General features: G+C 65.8%; 16 protein-coding genes. 2 read left to right on the plus strand and 14 right to left on the minus strand.

Annotated elements, in window-relative coordinates; genetic code table 11:
- Positions 1–207 precede the first annotated feature (207 nt).
- Entirely contained in the window at positions 208–423 is a 216-nt protein-coding gene (locus tag ACQP1G_RS34575; RefSeq protein ID WP_433193884.1) for a DUF2510 domain-containing protein, read from the plus strand.
- Between the two features lie 6 nt (positions 424–429).
- Here ACQP1G_RS34575 and ACQP1G_RS34580 read toward each other — a convergent pair whose 3' ends face one another.
- From ACQP1G_RS34580 to ACQP1G_RS34620, 9 genes are all read right to left on the minus strand, one after another.
- Complete coding sequence (locus ACQP1G_RS34580) at positions 430–2385, minus strand: amino acid transporter (RefSeq protein ID WP_433193885.1); 1956 nt, start codon at positions 2383–2385, stop codon at positions 430–432.
- Positions 2386–2517: 132 nt separating this feature from the next.
- Positions 2518–3663 carry a galactonate dehydratase gene (gene dgoD, locus ACQP1G_RS34585; RefSeq protein WP_433193886.1) on the minus strand — a complete coding sequence of 382 codons (1146 nt, stop codon included), beginning with the start codon at positions 3661–3663 and terminating at the stop codon, positions 2518–2520.
- Positions 3660–4415, minus strand: coding sequence for an SDR family NAD(P)-dependent oxidoreductase (locus ACQP1G_RS34590; RefSeq protein WP_433193887.1), 756 nt, complete (start codon positions 4413–4415; stop codon positions 3660–3662). The genes dgoD and ACQP1G_RS34590 overlap by 4 nt, the downstream gene beginning before the upstream one ends.
- A 10-nt stretch (positions 4416–4425) precedes the next feature.
- Positions 4426–5367: a sugar kinase gene (locus ACQP1G_RS34595; RefSeq protein ID WP_433193888.1), complete on the minus strand. Its 942-nt coding sequence runs from the start codon at positions 5365–5367 to the stop codon at positions 4426–4428.
- A 58-nt stretch (positions 5368–5425) separates the two neighbouring features.
- A complete protein-coding gene (locus tag ACQP1G_RS34600) occupies positions 5426–6040 on the minus strand; it encodes a bifunctional 4-hydroxy-2-oxoglutarate aldolase/2-dehydro-3-deoxy-phosphogluconate aldolase (protein WP_433193889.1) in 615 nt (204 codons plus the stop codon).
- Complete coding sequence (locus ACQP1G_RS34605; RefSeq protein WP_433193890.1) at positions 6037–6924, minus strand: SMP-30/gluconolactonase/LRE family protein; 888 nt, start codon at positions 6922–6924, stop codon at positions 6037–6039. Before ACQP1G_RS34605 ends, ACQP1G_RS34600 begins: the two co-directional genes overlap by 4 nt.
- A gap of 43 nt (positions 6925–6967) precedes the next feature.
- Complete coding sequence (locus ACQP1G_RS34610) at positions 6968–8026, minus strand: ABC transporter permease (RefSeq protein ID WP_433193891.1); 1059 nt, start codon at positions 8024–8026, stop codon at positions 6968–6970.
- On the minus strand, positions 8023–9543 hold the full coding sequence (locus tag ACQP1G_RS34615) for a sugar ABC transporter ATP-binding protein (RefSeq protein WP_433193892.1): 1521 nt from the start codon (positions 9541–9543) through the stop codon (positions 8023–8025). Before ACQP1G_RS34615 ends, ACQP1G_RS34610 begins: the two co-directional genes overlap by 4 nt.
- Complete coding sequence (locus ACQP1G_RS34620) at positions 9534–10583, minus strand: substrate-binding domain-containing protein (RefSeq protein WP_433193893.1); 1050 nt, start codon at positions 10581–10583, stop codon at positions 9534–9536. Before ACQP1G_RS34620 ends, ACQP1G_RS34615 begins: the two co-directional genes overlap by 10 nt.
- 147 nt (positions 10584–10730) lie before the next feature.
- On the opposite strand from ACQP1G_RS34620, the gene ACQP1G_RS34625 reads away from it, so the two are divergent.
- Positions 10731–11957: an ROK family protein gene (locus ACQP1G_RS34625; RefSeq protein ID WP_433193894.1), complete on the plus strand. Its 1227-nt coding sequence runs from the start codon at positions 10731–10733 to the stop codon at positions 11955–11957.
- A 162-nt stretch (positions 11958–12119) separates the two neighbouring features.
- Here ACQP1G_RS34625 and ACQP1G_RS34630 read toward each other — a convergent pair whose 3' ends face one another.
- The 5 genes from ACQP1G_RS34630 to ACQP1G_RS34650 are packed head-to-tail and all read right to left on the minus strand — an operon-like array spanning position 12120 to position 16975.
- Positions 12120–12773, minus strand: a complete 654-nt coding sequence (locus tag ACQP1G_RS34630; protein ID WP_433193895.1) for an ester cyclase — start codon at positions 12771–12773, stop codon at positions 12120–12122.
- Positions 12774–12790: 17 nt separating this feature from the next.
- The gene (locus tag ACQP1G_RS34635; protein WP_433193896.1) at positions 12791–13321 is read right to left on the minus strand and encodes a hypothetical protein; all 531 of its coding nucleotides are present in this window, start codon (positions 13319–13321) and stop codon (positions 12791–12793) included.
- Positions 13318–15810: an FtsX-like permease family protein gene (locus ACQP1G_RS34640; protein WP_433193897.1), complete on the minus strand. Its 2493-nt coding sequence runs from the start codon at positions 15808–15810 to the stop codon at positions 13318–13320. The genes ACQP1G_RS34635 and ACQP1G_RS34640 overlap by 4 nt, the downstream gene beginning before the upstream one ends.
- A complete protein-coding gene (locus ACQP1G_RS34645) occupies positions 15807–16535 on the minus strand; it encodes an ABC transporter ATP-binding protein (protein ID WP_433193898.1) in 729 nt (242 codons plus the stop codon). Before ACQP1G_RS34645 ends, ACQP1G_RS34640 begins: the two co-directional genes overlap by 4 nt.
- Entirely contained in the window at positions 16532–16975 is a 444-nt protein-coding gene (locus ACQP1G_RS34650) for a type II toxin-antitoxin system Rv0910 family toxin (RefSeq protein WP_433193899.1), read from the minus strand. Before ACQP1G_RS34650 ends, ACQP1G_RS34645 begins: the two co-directional genes overlap by 4 nt.
- Positions 16976–17098 lie beyond the last annotated feature (123 nt).

Raw genomic sequence — 17098 nt, forward strand, 5'->3', positions numbered from 1 at the left:
TAGGGGTTTGAATCCGGATTCCCGTGACGCTTACGAGTGGAGCGGGCAGGATTGTTTCGCTGAACTGATAGAGCAGCCCCGGAATTGACGTGGCTCTGTCCGAAAGGCCGATGTGCAGATCGGGTTGCCATGACAGCTGTGAGCGGGGATGCCGCTGCATATCCACGTGATCAGGCTGCCGGGCACGCGGTCCTACATACTGACCGCATGGGAGCAATCAATGTGTGGCACATCCTCATTCTTCTCGTTGTCCTCGCGGTCATCGTGGTGCCCATCGTGTTGATCGCGAGGTCGAACTCGGGAGGACGGCCCCCGGCTTCCACGTCGGTCGCCCCCGGCTGGTATCCCGATCACGCGAATCCCGCGCTATTGCGCTGGTTCGACGGGTATCAGTGGACCAATCAGACTCGGCCACGGCACTGAAAGGGACTAGCTGTCGACGTGGACGTGGGGCCGGTCGGCCGGATTCGGCACCGCTCGGCGGATGATCTCGCGGGTTACCGGGGCGACCTCACCCTCGCCGACGAAGAGGAACTTCAGCAGGTTGACCAGTGGATTGCCTTCTGTCCACTCGAAATACACGTGCGGTTCCAGGCCGGTGCGGTCGCGGATGGCGAGCAGGATCGCAGCGATGGAGTTGGGGACGGCGGTGGCTTCGACGCTGAGGATTCGATAGCCCGCCAATTCGAGTCCGGTGACTCGCAGGTCGGTGCTGAAGTCGGAGGCGTCGCGCACGATGACCTCGAGGAACAGGATGGGGGCGTCCGCCGGAATGTGGCTCTCCAGGCGCTGCTCGGCCTCTTTCTCCCGGTACTCCTCCGGCCGACGCTGGTCGATGTCGTGGGTGACGATGCGGATCATGCCCTCGGCCGCGGCCTGATCGATCATCGCGGCGGCGGTTTCGTCGAAAGTCACCTCGATGGCGCGCAATTCGAAGGAACGCCGGGCGCGAGAGATGAAGGACATCACGATGATCGTGAGGATGAACAGCGACGCCAGCTGCACACCCTCGGGGCGTTCGAAGATATTGGTGATGGTTGTGTAGACGAAGACCGCCGATATCGCGCCGAAGCCGATCACCTTGTTGCGCTGGCCTTTTCGCGCCGCAGACAGGGTCACCGCGACTGCAGCGGAGGTGATGAGCACGAGCACACCGGTCGCATACGCACCACCCTGCGCGTCGACGTCGGCGTCGAAGTACCACGTGATACCGAAGGCGATGACCGCGAATACCAGTACCAGGGGCCGCACCGCGCGCGCCCATTCCGGCGCCATGCCGTACCGGGGTAGGTAGCGCGGCACCAGATTCAGCAGTCCGGCCATGGCCGACGCACCCGCGAACCAGAGGATCGCGATGGTGCTGACGTCGTAGACGGTGCCGAAGACGTCGCCGAGATATTTGTGCGCCAAAAAGGCCAATGCCCGACCGTTCGCGGATCCGCCGGTTTCGAATTCCTGCTCCGGAATCAGCACGACCGTAATGAAGCTGGTCACGATGAGGAAGGTGCTCATGATCAGGGCCGAGGCCGTCAGCAGTTTGCGCGCGCCGGCGATGCGAGCGACCGGATTCTCCTCGGAATCCCCTGGCGCGCCCTTGATTTGCGGCATGACCGCGACACCGGTCTCGAATCCGGACAACCCGAGCGCCAGTTTCGGGAACACCAAGAGCGAGACGCCGATCATCACCGCGATATTGCCGTGTTCGGCGGTCAGCGCATGCGTCCAGTCCACCACCAGATCACCGGCGATGAGTACCTGATACAAACCGACAACGGCGACAACGACATTCAGCGACAGGTACGCCGCGACCAGTGCGACCGCGATCTTGATGGCCTCCGCGAAGCCCTTCAGGAAGATCGCCGCGAGCAATGCGAGCAGGACCAGTGTGATCAGCAGATTATGGTTGTGCAGAGCCGAAGGGACATAAGGGTTTTCGACAATATGCGCCGCACCGTCGGCGGCGGACAATGTCATCGTGATGACGAAGTCGGTCGCCGCGAACCCGAGCAGCACCAGGATGAAGATCTTGCCGGTCCAGCGCGGCAGGTGCTGGGTGAACATGGCCAGCGAGCCCCCGCCGTGCGGGCTCTCCCGCGCCACCCGCCGATACACCGGCAGCGCACCGAACAACGTCAGCGCGACCAGCACCAGCGTGGCCAACGGTGACAGCACACCGGCCGCGACCGCGGCGATACCGGGCTGATAGCCCAGGGTCGAGAAGTAGTCGACACCGGTCAGGCACATCACCTGCCACCAGGACCGCTCGTGTTCGACATCACCCGGTTTGCGCATCGGTCCCGCATGCTGGGAATACCGTTCGTCGGTCGCGCCCTGCAATAGCCAGGATGACAAGGGCGAGCGCGTTCGCTCCGCGGTCGTGGTCATTATGTTCCCCTGCGAGATTCGTCCGGTTTGCGCCGGATCATCTCCGACCCGCGCAAATCTACGGGAAACCGTAGGCGGATAACGACGCCCGCCCTAGTGGCCGGTCGACACCCAGTCCGCACCGGGGACACATCACCATTCGGCGAATGCCCCGTCCTTTCGGTGCCAGATCGGATTGCGCCATCGATGGCCCTGCGCGGCGGCGCGCACCACCGCCTGCTCATCGATCTGGATGCCGAGGCCGGGAGCTTGCAGTAGATCGACGTAACCGTCGCGGTAGGCGAAAACGGCCGGGTCGAGGAGGTAGTCGAGGAGATCGGAGCCGGTGTTGTAGTGGATGCCGAGGCTTTGTTCCTGAATGAGCAGGTTCGGGGTGGCGAAGCCTACTTGCAGGCTGGCGGCGAGCGCGATCGGGCCGAGCGGACAGTGCGGGGCCAGGGCGACATCGCGGCTTTCGGCGAGTGCGGCGATGCGGCGCACCTCGGAGATGCCGCCCGCATGCGATAGATCGGGTTGGACGACGGCGATGCCCTGATCGAGCACCACGTTGAAATCCCACCGTGAATACAGTCTTTCGCCGGTCGCGATGGGAATGCTTGTCGCGCGGGTGATCTCACCGATCTGAGTACTGCACTCCGGGACGAGTGGTTCCTCGACGAAGAACGGCACATACGGTTCGAGCAGCGGCAGCACCCGCCGCGCCATCGGAATCGACAGGCGGCCATGGAAATCGACGGCGATATCGAACTCGTCACCGGTCGCCGCACGTACGGCGGCCACCCGGTCGACGATCTCCCTGGTCGCGCGTGGGGTATCGATCAGCTCCAGTTCGGCCGAACCGTTCATCTTGATCGCGGTGAAGCCCTGTGCTTTTCGCTCCAGCGCGGCCTCGGCGACATCGTCGGGACGGTCACCGCCGATCCAGCTGTACACCCGGATCCGATCGCGGACCGCGCCGCCGAGCAACTGCCAAACCGGTACGCCGAGCGCCTTTCCGGTGATATCCCACAGCGCCTGGTCGATGCCGGCGACCGCACTCGACAGGATCGGTCCGCCCCGATAGAAGCCGCCCTTGGTGAGGACCTGCCAGTGCGCCTCGATGCTCATCGGGTCCTTGCCGATGAGATAGTCGGCCAATTCGTCGACGGCGGCGGCGACCGTGTGCGCGCGGCCTTCGATGACCGGCTCACCCCAGCCGGTAACGCCCTCGTCGGTCTCGATCTTCAGGAAGCACCAGCGCGGCGCGACCAGGTAGGTGGTGAGTGCGGTGATCTTCACCGGGACTCCTTTCGCACGCTCCAGCCGCCGTCGACGACCAGGTTGGCGCCGGTGATGAAGGAGGCGTCATCAGAGGCGAGGAAGGCGACCGCGGCGGCGACCTCCTCGGGCGCGCCCATCCGGTCCAGGGCGGTGGCCGCGGCGGAGAGCCGCAGACCCGCCTCGTCGACGTCATCCCATACCGGGGTGAGGATCGGACCGGGCAGTACGGCATTGACCCGAACTCGGGCGCGCCCGTACTCGACGGCCAGTTGCCGAACCAATGCGGTCAGCCCGCCCTTGGCGGCGGCGTAGACCGGATAGCCGGGCAGGCCGAACTGTGCGTGCACGCTGGAGACCGCAACCACATTGCCGCGGCGGTCGCGCAGATCGTCGATGAAGGTGCGCAGGCCGAGGAACAGCGGGGTCAGATTGACCGCGAGACCGTCGTCCCAAGCCCGACGGGTCAGCTCGTGCGCCGGGACGGTGTCCTGATGGGATGCGTTGCTACACAAGAAGTCCAGGGGTCCGAACAGCTCGTTGACCCGATGCCGGAGCTCGATCCAGGACTCCTCCACAGATACGTCGCACTCGACGAATTCGGCCCGATGGCCGGCCGCGCGGATCTTCGAGGCGACCTCGCGCCCCGCCGGTTCGGCGATATCGGCGATGACGACCGCGGCACCATCGGCGGCGAGCCGGTGGGCGGTGGCCGCACCGATGCCGGATGCGGCCCCGGTGACGACCGCGACCCGGTCTGCCAGACGACTCATGCTCTTCCCCTCATCGGTTGATGTCGGTGCCGGTGATCAGGCCGAGTTCGTGCCGCATCGGCAGACCAGCCCAATCACCGGGTACGGATACGGCGAATGCACCGCAGGTGGCGGCCAATCGCAGGCGGTGTCTCGCGGACCCGTTGTCGAGCACTCCGGCGAGGTAGCCCGCGACGAACGCATCACCGGCCCCGACCGGGTCGACGCTGCGGACCGCCACCGCGGGCTGCCGGATCAGCTCGCCCTCGTGCAGTGCGAGTGCGCCTTCGGATCCGAGTTTGATCACGACTTGCGCAGGGCCGAGTGCGGCAAGGGATTCAGCCATATCGGCTGGACTCGCCGCCGGGACCAGCAGGGCTGCTTCGTCGGTTCCGCCGAAGACGATGTCGGCTCGCGAGACCAGCTTCGAAAGCTCCACCGCGGCATCGGCTTGCGACCACAGCGCGCGGCGATAGTTGATATCCAGCGAGACCGTCACCCCGGCATCGACAGCGGCGTCGAGTGCGGTGTGCACGGCGTCGCGGGCGGATGGGCTCAGCGCCGGGGTGATTCCGGTGAGGTGCAGTACGCGCGCGGCGGCGATCTGGGTGGTGTCGATATCGGCTGCCGACAGTCGCGAACCCGCGAAACCCTTGCGGTAGTAGGTGACTCGGATGTGGTCCGCGGTGCGGCGCTCGCGCAGCATCAGACCGCTCGGCAATTCCGGATCGATCCGGCACCGCGACGTATCGACGCGTTCGGCGCGCAGCCGATCGAGCACCATGGTGCCGACGGCATCGGCACCGACGCTACCCACCCATGCGCTGTCGTGGCCGAGCCTGCGGACACCGATGGCTACCGTCGCTTCCGCGCCGGCGAAGTCCATGCGCAGTGCGGTACCGGGAGCCAACGGACCGGGTTCGGTGGCGGCGACGACCCCGAGAGCCTCGCCCAGAGTGACCAACCCGGTCATGGCAGGCGCTTGTGCAGGGTCGCGGACGCGGACTCACTCGCGGCTTCCGAATTGCCGCTCATAGCAATGCCTTTCGTACCGCGAGCGCGCGCTCACGCAGCGCGTCCAGATCGCCGCCGGTACACGCGTCACCGACCAGCGGCGTGCCCATCCCGAGCGCCGTGGCACCCGCGTCCAGATACGCCCTGGCGTCGGCGAGTCCGATACCACCCGTCGGCACCAGCGGGATCCCCGGCAGCGGACCCCGAATCGCCTTCAGATAGCCGGAACCGCCAACCGAGGCCGGGAATACCTTGACCATGGTGGCGCCCGCCGCCCGAGCGCTGTGGATCTCGGTGGGTGTGAACGCGCCGCAGATCACCGGAACGCCCATGCGGCGGCCCTCCGCGATCACTTCGGGGCATACGGTCGGCGTGATGAGGTATGCCGCGCCCGCATCGACGGCTCGTGTGGCATCGAGGGCGGTGAGTACCGTGCCCGCGCCGACCGGGTGGGCGAATCCGGAGGTGTCGCGCAAGGCGTCCAGTGCGCCGGGGGTGTTGAGTGTGAACTCCACCGCCGTGATGCCCGCCTCGTGCAGAGTGGCGGCTATCTCGGCGAACCGGGTGGCCGCCGGGGCGCGCAGGATCGCGATCACCGGCGTATCCAGGGGCAGACCGTGATCTGTGGTCATGGGTTGTGCACCAACCTCGCGTCGGAGTACGTATTCGTCGGGAGTCCGGTCACACCGGGCCGACAGGTGAACAGGCAGCCAGCACCCGGCGCCGCGGAACCTTCCGCGGCGGTGGTGACTACCAGGACATCCAGATCCGGCCCCGCGAAGACACAGCTGGAGACCTGCGGCGGACCGACGTCGATGACCGCATGCGGTCGGCCCGCTGGGTCGAAGGCGCGTACCTGCCCAGCGCCCCAGACCGCGACCCAGACGAAACCCCGTGCGTCCACGGTCAATCCATCGGGTAGCCCGTCCGGGAATTCGGCGAAGGTTCGGCCACCGCTGAAGGTGCCGGTGGCCGAGTCGTAATCGAAGGCATCGACCCGACGCGTCGGGCTGTCGGCGTAGTACAGCGTGGTGCCGTCCGGGCTCCAGCCGAGGCCGTTGGAGATCGTCACCCGCTGGCGCACGGTACTCAGCGTTCCGTCCGGGTCGAGTCGATAGAGCGCGGCGCTGCCGGCGATTTCGTCCTCGGACATGGTGCCGGCGAACAGCCGCCCCCACGGATCGGCCTTGGCATCGTTCATGCGTCGCCGAACACCGTCGTCGGGCAGGGCAAGCGCCGCGACCGCGGTGCTCGTGCCGTCATCAGCGATACGCAGGAAGGTTTCGACGGCGGTCGCGATCAGCCCACCCGATGCGCACGGCACCACCGCGCTGACCCGCTTGCCCACCGCCACTGTGGACCGGTGTTCGAGGTCGCCGTCGCGCAAGGCGGCACGATGGATGCGCCCGGCCGGAATGTCCACCCACAGCACCTCATTGGTGCGGTCATCCCAGACCGGTCCTTCACACAACCGGCCCGGCCTCGGCGAGCACCGGTCGGCTTCGAGTTCGATCATCGTTTGCTCCTGGTGTGAGTTGGCAACGGCGGCGATACGAGAGCTATGTCGGTAGCCCGACCGCGCGCTCCCCACTGCGCCGCTGCTGGATCACGACCGCGGCGACCAGCAACGAACCCTGAGCGACGTTCTGCCAGAACGTATTCACGCCCACCACGTTCAGCCCGTTGTCCAAGGCACCGAGCAGCACTACCGCCAGCAGTGTGCCGCCGATGGTGCCCTTGCCGCCCTTCAACGCACACCCGCCCAATGCCGCCGCGGTGATCGCCTTCAGCTCGAGCCCTTCACTACCCGAGACCGGCTGCCCGGAGCCGGTACGGGCGGTCAGAATGATCCCCGCGATCGCCGCCACCGCGCCCGCGAGCACGAATACCGCGATCAGGTACTTGTTGATATTGATTCCGGAAAGCCGTGCGGCCGTATCGTTTCCGCCGATGGCGTAGATATTGCGGCCGATATCGGTGTATTTGAGCAGCACATGCATGCCCGTCGCGACCACCGCGAGGATGACCACCGGCACCGGCAGACCGAGCATCTTGCCGCGGGCGATGAAGATGAATACGTCATTGCCCAGCACGAAACCCTGGGCCTTACCGCCGGATATCAACTGCGCGACGCCCTTGAACGCGGCCAGTGTGGCCAACGTCGCGATCACCGGATTGACGCGACCGTAGACGATGATCAGCCCATTGATCGCCCCGAGCACCAGCCCGACGCCGATCGCGGCCAGAATGCCCAAGAAGGCGTTGTCGGTGGTCGCGGTGAAGGCCATCGCGCTGATCACCGACGCGACACCGGCCTGCGAGCCGACCGAAATATCCAGCGCGCCACAGATGATCACCACGGTCTGCACCACGGCCAGCAGGCCGAAAACCGTGACCGCTTCACCGATTCCGGCCAGATTCGCCGGATCGAGATAGCCGTCGTTGAGCCAGCCGAAGATCGCGACGATCACCGCGAGCGCCCCGATCAGACTGAGATTGCCGGTGCCGATCGCCTGCACCAGCCGCCGTGGTGTGAGCGAGGCCGCGCCGCGCGCCAGCACCGAGGGCGGCGCGGTAGCGGCGGTCTCCACCGGGAGGGAGAGTTGTTGGTCTGTCATGGGTTTCCTCGAGATGTATGCGACAGGTCTGCGGCCATGGCCAGCGCGAGAATCGCCTCCTCGCTGGCCTCGCCCCGGTCCAGCTCGCCGGTGACCCGGCCGTGCTGCATGACGACGATCCGGTCGGCCAGGCCGAGCACTTCGGGTAGCTCCGAGGAGATCACCAGCACCGCGACACCGGATTCGGCCAGTTCCTCGATAATGTGGTAGATCTCGATTTTCGCGCCGACATCGACGCCGCGGGTCGGCTCGTCCAGGATCAGCACCTTGGGTTTGCGGGCCAGCCAGCGGGCCAGCACCACCTTCTGCTGATTGCCGCCGGAGAGCTTGCGCACCTCCTGCTCGATCGAAGGCGTTCGCACCCTGAGGGATTCGACGAACTGACGAGCCAGCCGCCGCTCCTCGCCACGCCGGACGAACCGCAGCCGCCGCAACCGGTCCAGCATCGCGAGCGAAATATTGTCGCGCACACCGCGATGCAGCAGCAGCGCCTGCGCCTTGCGCTCCTCGGGCGCGTAACCCAATCCGGCTCGCACCGCATCGCGCGGCTGACGCAGGCGCAGCTTCTTACCGTCCACCCGCACTTCACCCGACCGGATCGGCAGGTCTCCGGCAAGCGCACCGGCCAGTTCCGAGCGACCCGCGCCGACCAGTCCGGCCAGCGCGACCACCTCGCCGGCGTGCACCCGCAGGCTCACCTCCCGCACGTCGTCGGTGGTGACCGCATCGGCGTCGAGGACGACCCGGCCCGGCGTATTGTGCTTGCGCGCGAACAACGTCGACAGATCCCGGCCGACCATCATCCGGACGATCTCGCGATCGGTGGTCTCGCCGGTCGCCCGTTCGCCGACGACCGCGCCATCGCGCAGCACGGCGACCCGGTCGGCCAGCCGGAAGATCTCCCGCATGCGATGCGATACGTAGATGACCGCGAGGCCCTGCTCCCGCAGCCGACCGATCAGCGCGAACAGCGATTCGGTCTCATGGTCCGATAGCGACGAGGTCGGCTCGTCGAATGCGATCACCTTGGCGTCGGTGGTCAGCGCCCGCATGATCTCCACCAATTGCCGTTGTGCGGCAGTAAGTTTCGAACCGAGAGTGTCGGGATCGAGATCACGGTCGAATCCGAGCCGTGCGAGGTCGGTGCGCATCCGCTCGCGCAGTGCCGCCCGGTCGAGCAGGCGACCCGCGCGCCGCGGCAGCGAACCGAGGTAGACGTTCTCGGCGACCGAAACATGCGGAACGATCTCCGGCTCCTGGCCGATCACCCGGATCCCGGCCGCCCGCGCGGCGGCCGGGGTGGCCAGTTCGAGTCGCACACCATCCAACTCGAGCTGGCCACCGTCCGGGCGGTGATCGCCACCGAGGATGCGGATCAGGGTGGATTTACCCGCCCCGTTCTCACCCATCAGCGCCGTCACCGCACCAGCGGGAAAATCCAGGCTCACTTCGCGCAGGGCCGGCACCCCGGCGAAGTTCTTGCTCAGCCCGGATACCCGCAGTCCGGTCAGCTGCATGTGACGCCCGCCTGCTGCCAGTTGGTCGAGTCGACCATCTTGGTCGGCGCATAGGCCTCGGGCGGCATCTGCTGGCCGTTCTTCAGGTAGTCGTACATCGTCTGAACCGACAGCGCGCCAACGTCTTTGCCATTGATGAACAGTGCCGCCTTGAATCCGGTCGGCTTGCCGCCGCGCCATTCCTTGCAGGCCAGATAGGCGCCGAGACCGACACCGAGCACATTGTCGGCGGCATAACCGGCGTTCTGGATCGCCGCGACTCCGCCGCTGACGTTCTCGTCGTTGCAACCCATGACAATCCAGTTCTTCACCGACCGGTTGCCCGAGACCGTTGCCGAGATCTTGTTCTGCGCATCCGACGGAGTGTTATCGGTGCCGACCTCGATCACCTTGACGTCCACGCCAGCGGCGTCCTTGAATGCCTTCTGGTTGGCCTTGACCCGGTCGGTGCAGACGGTCACGTCCTGCTTCCAGGCGTCGATGATCGCGGTCTCCTCGGGCTTCCATCCGGCCTTCTTGAAGTCCTGACCGGCGCGGGTGCCGACCTCGGTGCCCATCTGGGTGCCGCTGAAGCCGACCCGGGGCACGAGATTGTCCTTGGCGCAGGACGTCGGATCCGGACCGTTCGTACAGACCTGGTCGTCGGAAGTCAGCAGCGCGACGCCACCGGCCTTCGCCAGCTGGGCGACCTGCGGGCCGACCGACGGATCGGGCACTACCACGATCACGCCGCTGGCCTTCTGGTTGACCGCGTTCTGCACCTCGGTGACAGCGCTGTTCGCGTCATTGTGGAGATTCACCACCCTCAGATCGATGCCGAGTTCCTTGGCCTTCGCCTTGGCTCCCTCGGCCTCGCCGATGAAGTACTCCTGATCGCCCTGCTTCTGGGCGTAAACCAGGCTGATCGAGCCGCTGGTGTGTTGCGGCCCGGTCGCCTTCGAGTTGTCGTCCTTGCCTGATGAGCAGGCCGACACGGCTAATGCGAGCGATACCCCGCAGAAAACGGCTCTGGTCCAACGGCTTTGGTGGGTCCAGGACATGGGGTGCTCCTTGTGTGATCTGCCGCGCACTCGGCGTCTGGTGGTGACCTGGGTTACAGTAGGACTTCTGCTAACGGTTGTAAATACTGTTGGCCGAAGTGCTCGGGTAGCGTCTGCGAATATCAATCGGAAGGAGATGGCCCGACCGTGTACCAGCTGACCGCGCGCGATATCCGACGCCGGAATCGGTTCTACGTGCTGCAGGCGGTCTATGCCGCCGAGGGCCACACCAGCCGTCAGGAGATCGCCAGGGCCACCGGGCTCTCGTTCGCCACGGTCGGCAATATGATCGCCGAGTTGCTGGATGTCGGGGTGCTCGCCGAACTCGGCTACGACGCGCCCGGCGTCGGCCGACCGCGCGCGCAGCTCGCGATCAATCCGGAGCGCGGGATGTTGGTCGGCGTCGACATCGCTGAAACCAGCATCCACTTCGACCTTTTCGACCTGGCCATGACGGTGCTGCGATCGGTCGAGATCCCCGTTGACCCCGAAGCCACCCAGCCCGACGACGTCACCGAACTCATCATCCGCGGCATCCGCGAGCTGACCGCCGACGATTCCGACACGGTGCTCGGTGTCGGCTTGAGCGTGCCGGGCCTGGTCGAACCCGAGGGCGGTGTCTCGGTGTTCTCGCCGTATTGGCACTGGCACGACGTTTCGTTGAAGTCACTGCTGCAACCGCGGGTACCGCACCCGCTGTATCTCGACAATCCGCTGAAAGCCAGTACGGCAGCGCATCTTTGGTTCGGGGCGGGACGCGATGTGGACGATCTGATCGTCGTCACGCTGCGCGCCGGTGTCGGCATCGGTGTCGTCATCGATGGCACGCTGTATCGCGGCGTAACCAATAGCGCGGGCGAATGGGGCCACACCAACCTCGTCCTCGACGGCCGCGAATGCCGATGCGGACGCCGCGGCTGCGTCGAGGCCTATGTGAGCGCACGCGGTATCGCGCAGACACTGCGCGAACTCGCCCCCGCCAGTCCACTACTCGCCGCCGACGATGCCGCCACCATCGCGGCCATCGCCGCCGCGGGCGAGGATCCCATCGCCCGCGAGGTCATCGAAAAGACCGGGACCTACCTGGGTGTCGCCGTAGCCAACCTGGTGAACCTCTTCAACCCGCGCACCATGGTCTTCGGCGACCTGGTCGCAAATGTGTTGGGCGAACGGCTATTAGAAGTAACCCGCCGAGTAGCGGCCCACCACGCAATGACCGACCCCTTCGCCGCCGTCACCCTCCAACTCTGCACCCTCCCCCACAACCCCTCCAGCCTCGGCGCCGCCACCTTCGCCCTGGAAGGTTTCCTCGCCGACCGCGAAACCTTCGGCTCGATCGCCGCCCGCCGCGCCATCCGCACCTCGACCACATAACGAAGACCCGCCCGCGGATGAGGGCCGGGCGGAGTCGGGTGTCCCCCAACGAACGCCGTTCTTCGCTATCTACTTCGCCGGAGGAAGGGTGGCCGGTTGGTAGTGGAGAAGTACCGGTTCTACGGGGCCACGCGCGGTTGAGCCAATGGATCGGGCCCGTGACTACTGCTGTGCACGTTCCCGGAATCGGTGGACCATGCGCAGTAGCGGTGCGCCCAGGCGTTGCATGCGAATCCCGAACTGGAACAGTCTGGTTCGCGGACCGGGCAGCATGCCGACCTGTTGGGCGAGATCGAACATATCGGTTGTGGTCGACCATCGGCAGAGCAATCCGTCGCTCAGTTCGTAGATGTCGACCCCGTGGGTGTCGAATCGCCGACCGGTTGGCGCGATTCCCAGTGGCGACGGGCCACCGCCCATATCTCCTGCGAATGTGGCGCGCATTCGCCATGGCACTGCCATACCGGTGCCCAGCACCGCCAGGTAGGGAGTTCCCGAGAGCTCGAATCGCACATCGGGGAACGCACGCCATGTCATCGCCACGACTTCCCGGAGGGCGGCTTTGCCGGCGAGCCGCTCGCCGAACAGCGAAGGGTCCTCGTAGACGACATCGTCGGCGACGAGCGCCAGCACCCCCTCGAGGTCGTGCTCGCTCCACGCGTCCAGCCACCGCATCGACCAGTCACGCCACATGATCGCTTGATCTGTGGCTCGCCCGACGAAGGTCGTCACCAACTCCGGCATCGCCGCAGCGAGTTCATCGGAGGTCATGCCTTCGACGAGTGTGGGCTCGAGACCCGCGATCTCGATGCTCATGGCGTCCATCCCCTCCGTTACTTGCAGGCTGACGAGGCGAGCTGCGCATTGGCGAGCATCTGACAGGCCCATGCCTTCTGAAGCTTCCAGCGACCACCCTCGGCTATGAAGGGGATCTGCGCTTGGCCATCCACCGGCTTGCCGTTGAGAGTGAGCGTCGCGCTCGCTTGCATTACGCCCTCACCGACGTACTCCACCTTCGTGACGGTCATGGTCACGTTGTTGGCCGCTCCGGCCTGGGTCATCTTGTCGATCAGATCCGGATCGGCATCCGCGCCCTGCACGGCGCCGATCTTCTGCTCCCGCGGCGTATTCGGATCCAGCGCCAACATCAGGCCGGCATTGAGGTCACCCGGACCGGGCAGCGGCAGCGGTGGTTGGTCACCGGCAGGCTTTGTCGTGGTGTGTTGTGCAACAGGTTTCGCACTGTGGTCGTCGGAACCACCGCATGCGGCCGTGGTGGCGGCCACAACTATGGCGAGCATGATCGCGGCCAGCCGGCCGCGAGTAGCCGTATGCCTGTTCATCTGTACCTCCTGCTCGGTCATTCGATGCTCACTGCCTCGATGATGTTCAGTCGCGATGCTCGGACGGCAGGCGGAATCGAGCCGAGCAGGCTGAGTCCTATTGCTGCCGCGGCGAAGACGAGAACCATCGCGCTCGGTGTATATGCGACATCGATGTTCATGATGTCCGGGGTGACACTGTCGAAGAAGTACTGGCTGGCCACGCCGAACAGCAGTCCGAGTCCGCCGCCGACGACGCCGATGCCGGCGGCTTCGGCGAGCACCATGCGCAGCGTGACGCGACGGCTCGCGCCCATGGCCCGCAGCACCCCGATTTCTCGTCGCCGCTCCAATACCGAGAGCGTGAGGGTATTCAGCAGTGCTATCGCCGCGATCAGCACGACGATCACCCATACGGCGTTCGCCACCGCCATGCCCTGCCGGATAGCGCCCTCGACACCTGCCAGCGATTCCGCCCCAGAGTAGACGTGCACTTCGGAAGGGCTCGCCTGTCGGATCGATGCCAGCAGCTGTGCCTTGTCGACGCCCGGTGCGCCATCGACCTGTAGCAGTGTGGCCCCCGGGCGATCGAACCAGTCACGCATCTGATTCAGGCCGATCCCGGCGGTACCCGTCAGCGCCGAGAAGTATGAGACCACTCCCAGTACCCGGATTCGTTGGAGTCCGCGCGGAGTTCGAATCGGCAGTTCGTCGCCGACCCCGACGCCCAGGGTGCGGCTGAGGTCCCGGGAAAGCACCATGCCGTGCCCGGCGACCACATCGGCGCGGACCTGCGGGTCCAGCGCCTGGTACATCGGGCTGACGCTGCCATGATCCAATCCGTAGAGAATGACCTTCTCGTCGCCGAGGGTGGCATAGGCGAGCTGTCCCTCGGTGACGTGCGCGACGCCGGGCAGCGCTGCGACTTCGGCGGGTAGGTCGGATGGCAGTGCGCTGGTCGGAAACTGTTCCGGCGGATGCGATGCCACCCACACGTCGACATCTCCGACCGCTCCCAGTGAGCTGCGCACCGAATTCAGCAGGTCATTGTTCGCGCCCGTGATGGTGATGGTCACCGTCACGGCCATGAAGACAGTCATCATGGTCGCCCAGACTCGCCGCGGGGCGCGCTCGAGCGTCGCTGCGGCGAGCTCGCCCGCCCGGCCGAAACGCCGCGCCGCCCACGCGGCCACGCGGACCAGACCCCCGATGCTCGCGAAGCACAGGGCGATACCTGCGCCGAAGAACATCGACAATGCGACCCCGGACCAGAGGAAATTACCCAGCCGAAGGACCACAAGGACAATGGAAACCGTCAACCCGCCGACCGTCACGCAGATCGCGGCCAGGCGCAGCCAGGGGCGCACCTGATCGGCGACCGATGCTCCGACCGGGGCGAGCGCTTCGATCGGCGACACCTTGTACACCTGGTACGCGGCTACCGCCGATGCGGCAACACTGGTGCACACCGCTGCACCGATGGCGAGCGGAATCGCATAGAGGGGAAGGGAATACACCGTTCGCGCCTCTACCGACTGCATCAGGGCAACGGGCAGGGTGCCGATGGCAGTGCGGCCGAATGCGATTCCGATCACCGAGCCCACCGCACCACCGATCAGCCCGATCACCGCGGACTCGGTGAGCAGATCGGCGACGATGGTGCGACGACGCCCACCGATGGCGCGCAGCATCGAAATCGTCGGTCGCCGTTGGGCTATCGCCATCGTCATGGTGGTGTAGATCAAGAATGCCGCGACGATGAACGCCAGCGCGGCACCCATCAGCGTCATGTACTGCAGTATTCGCACGCCGTTGCCGGTCTGCACGGCTCGAACGCTGGGTTCGGCCACCAGGGCCCGGCCGTTCACCGTACGGTCGACGGCCTCACGAAGTGCCTTCGAATCCGTGTGCGGTGCGGCGACGATCATCACCGAATCCAGCCGTCCCACGTGCCCGGTCACCTGTTGCGCGACAGCGAGGGACGTCAGGATGTAGTGGCCTTCGTTGAGCCGTGCCGCCGTGCCGCCGTGGATCACGCCGGCGACCGTGACCTGATGCGATCCCAGCCGAATGGTGTCGCCGGTTGTCGCGCCGACGCCCGGACCGACCAATACCCCATTCATCGCAGACACGAACGCCGCGAGCTGTTCCTCGACAGCCTGCTGGAGATCGCTGCCCAGCGCGGTCGCGCTCGCGTCGGCGCCGAGCAGAAGCAATGGCCCGCCATCGGAGTCGATCTGGGTCCGCACCATCGGGACCGCTGCCGCGACCCCGGGGGCGGTGGCGATGTCGTCGCGGATCGACGCGGGAAATCCGGAATCGGTGACTCCGGTGACCTCGAGCGCGGCGTTACCGGCGAGGCCTCCGACCAGCCGGTCCACCGAGCCGGTCAGTGAGCCGAAGATGCCGAAGACCGAAACCAGGAATGCGGCGGACACCGCCATCACCGTTACCGAGGCAATGGTCCGTCCGCGGTGGATCGTGAATTCGCGCAGGCTGAACAGCCGCCAGCGATCGATCAATGCGGTCATCGAACCTCCGCGACAGGGTCGTCGAGAACGACTGCATCGCAGGAGGATTCGTCGCCGACCAGGCGGCCGTCGGCCAAGGTGAGTATCCGGTCCGTGGTGTTCGCGGCCTCGGTATTGTGGGTGACCATGATGACCGCGCGTTCTCGCTGATCGTCGTGGGCGATCTGGGCGAGCAATGCCATGATATCGGCGCCGGTCTTGGAATCGAGGTTCCCTGTCGGTTCGTCCGCGAGGATGAGTGGGGGATCCATCACCAGGGCGCGAGCCAACGCGACTCGCTGCATCTGTCCACCGGAGAGTTCCGATGGTCGATGTTCGGCGCGGTCGCCCAATCCGACCAACCCGAGCAGCTCGAGGGCGCGAGTCTTGGTGGCGCGAAGCCCGTTGCCGTCCAACAGCTTCGGGACCGCGACGTTCTCCCACGCGGACAGTGTCGGCAGCAGGTTGAAGAACTGGAACACGAATCCCACATGGTGACGGCGGAACTCGGACTGCTGATCGTCGTCGAGATGCCCGATCTCGCGGTCACGGAATCGGATCGATCCGCTGTCGGGCAGATCCAGCGCACCGAGCAGATGCAGCAGGGTGCTTTTGCCGGCACCGGACGGGCCGACCACTGAGACGAATTGCCCTGCGTCGATGCGGAGATCGATTCCATCCAGTGCGCGCACGGATTGTCCACCGATTCGGTAGCTCCGGACCACCCTGCTGAGTTCGAGCATCATCCGGCATCGGATCCTGTGATCCTGGACAGCCTCGCCATGGATTTGGTCAGCTGCGCCTGCGCGTCGCCCTCGATCACCTTGGCTAGCTGTCCCGTCAGAATCGGACCGGCGAAGTCGCCTGCGATGGTGAGCTGGCAACCGCCAGGGCCGCGTTCGATGGTGAAGCTGAACTCGCAGGTGACGCCAGCAGGACTGCTGCCCGAAAGGGTCAACTGCATCGGCGGTTTGAACGCGGCTATGGTCAGTTCCAGCCTCTGGGTCATGCCGAGCATGCGAATGTTCTGCACCAGCTTCGTGTTCACGCCGATACGCTCCGGCGGCTGCTCGGCGAACCCGTCGTGCAGCAGGAACCAGTCCCCCCACGTCGAGGTGTCGGCGATGAGTGCGTACAGCTGCACCGGGCTAACCTCCAATGCTCTGGTGACTTCGAACTTGGCCACGCTTCGCCCTTCTCGGTAATTAACTAGCAAACTCATGGGCGCGAAGCACTTCGATTGCTAACGAGAGGATATTCCCCCACCCCACACGAGTCTCACTGGCTTGAACTCAGCTGTGAGCGTTCA

This window comes from Nocardia sp. CA-107356 (assembly GCF_050946365.1).
GTDB lineage: Bacteria > Actinomycetota > Actinomycetes > Mycobacteriales > Mycobacteriaceae > Nocardia.

Bases quoted from the DNA above. Each gene is read 5' to 3' on its own strand.
- ACQP1G_RS34575 (WP_433193884.1), top strand. From the start codon at position 208: ATGGGAGCAATCAATGTGTGGCACATCCTCATTCTTCTCGTTGTCCTC.
- ACQP1G_RS34580 (WP_433193885.1), bottom strand. From the start codon at position 2,385: ATGACCACGACCGCGGAGCGAACGCGCTCGCCCTTGTCATCCTGGCTA.
- ACQP1G_RS34590 (WP_433193887.1), bottom strand. From the start codon at position 4,415: ATGAGTCGTCTGGCAGACCGGGTCGCGGTCGTCACCGGGGCCGCATCC.
- ACQP1G_RS34595 (WP_433193888.1), bottom strand. From the start codon at position 5,367: ATGACCGGGTTGGTCACTCTGGGCGAGGCTCTCGGGGTCGTCGCCGCC.
- ACQP1G_RS34600 (WP_433193889.1), bottom strand. From the start codon at position 6,040: ATGACCACAGATCACGGTCTGCCCCTGGATACGCCGGTGATCGCGATC.
- ACQP1G_RS34605 (WP_433193890.1), bottom strand. From the start codon at position 6,924: ATGATCGAACTCGAAGCCGACCGGTGCTCGCCGAGGCCGGGCCGGTTG.
- ACQP1G_RS34610 (WP_433193891.1), bottom strand. From the start codon at position 8,026: ATGACAGACCAACAACTCTCCCTCCCGGTGGAGACCGCCGCTACCGCG.
- ACQP1G_RS34615 (WP_433193892.1), bottom strand. From the start codon at position 9,543: ATGCAGCTGACCGGACTGCGGGTATCCGGGCTGAGCAAGAACTTCGCC.
- ACQP1G_RS34620 (WP_433193893.1), bottom strand. From the start codon at position 10,583: ATGTCCTGGACCCACCAAAGCCGTTGGACCAGAGCCGTTTTCTGCGGG.
- ACQP1G_RS34630 (WP_433193895.1), bottom strand. From the start codon at position 12,773: ATGAGCATCGAGATCGCGGGTCTCGAGCCCACACTCGTCGAAGGCATG.
- ACQP1G_RS34635 (WP_433193896.1), bottom strand. From the start codon at position 13,321: ATGACCGAGCAGGAGGTACAGATGAACAGGCATACGGCTACTCGCGGC.
- ACQP1G_RS34640 (WP_433193897.1), bottom strand. From the start codon at position 15,810: ATGACCGCATTGATCGATCGCTGGCGGCTGTTCAGCCTGCGCGAATTC.
- ACQP1G_RS34645 (WP_433193898.1), bottom strand. From the start codon at position 16,535: ATGATGCTCGAACTCAGCAGGGTGGTCCGGAGCTACCGAATCGGTGGA.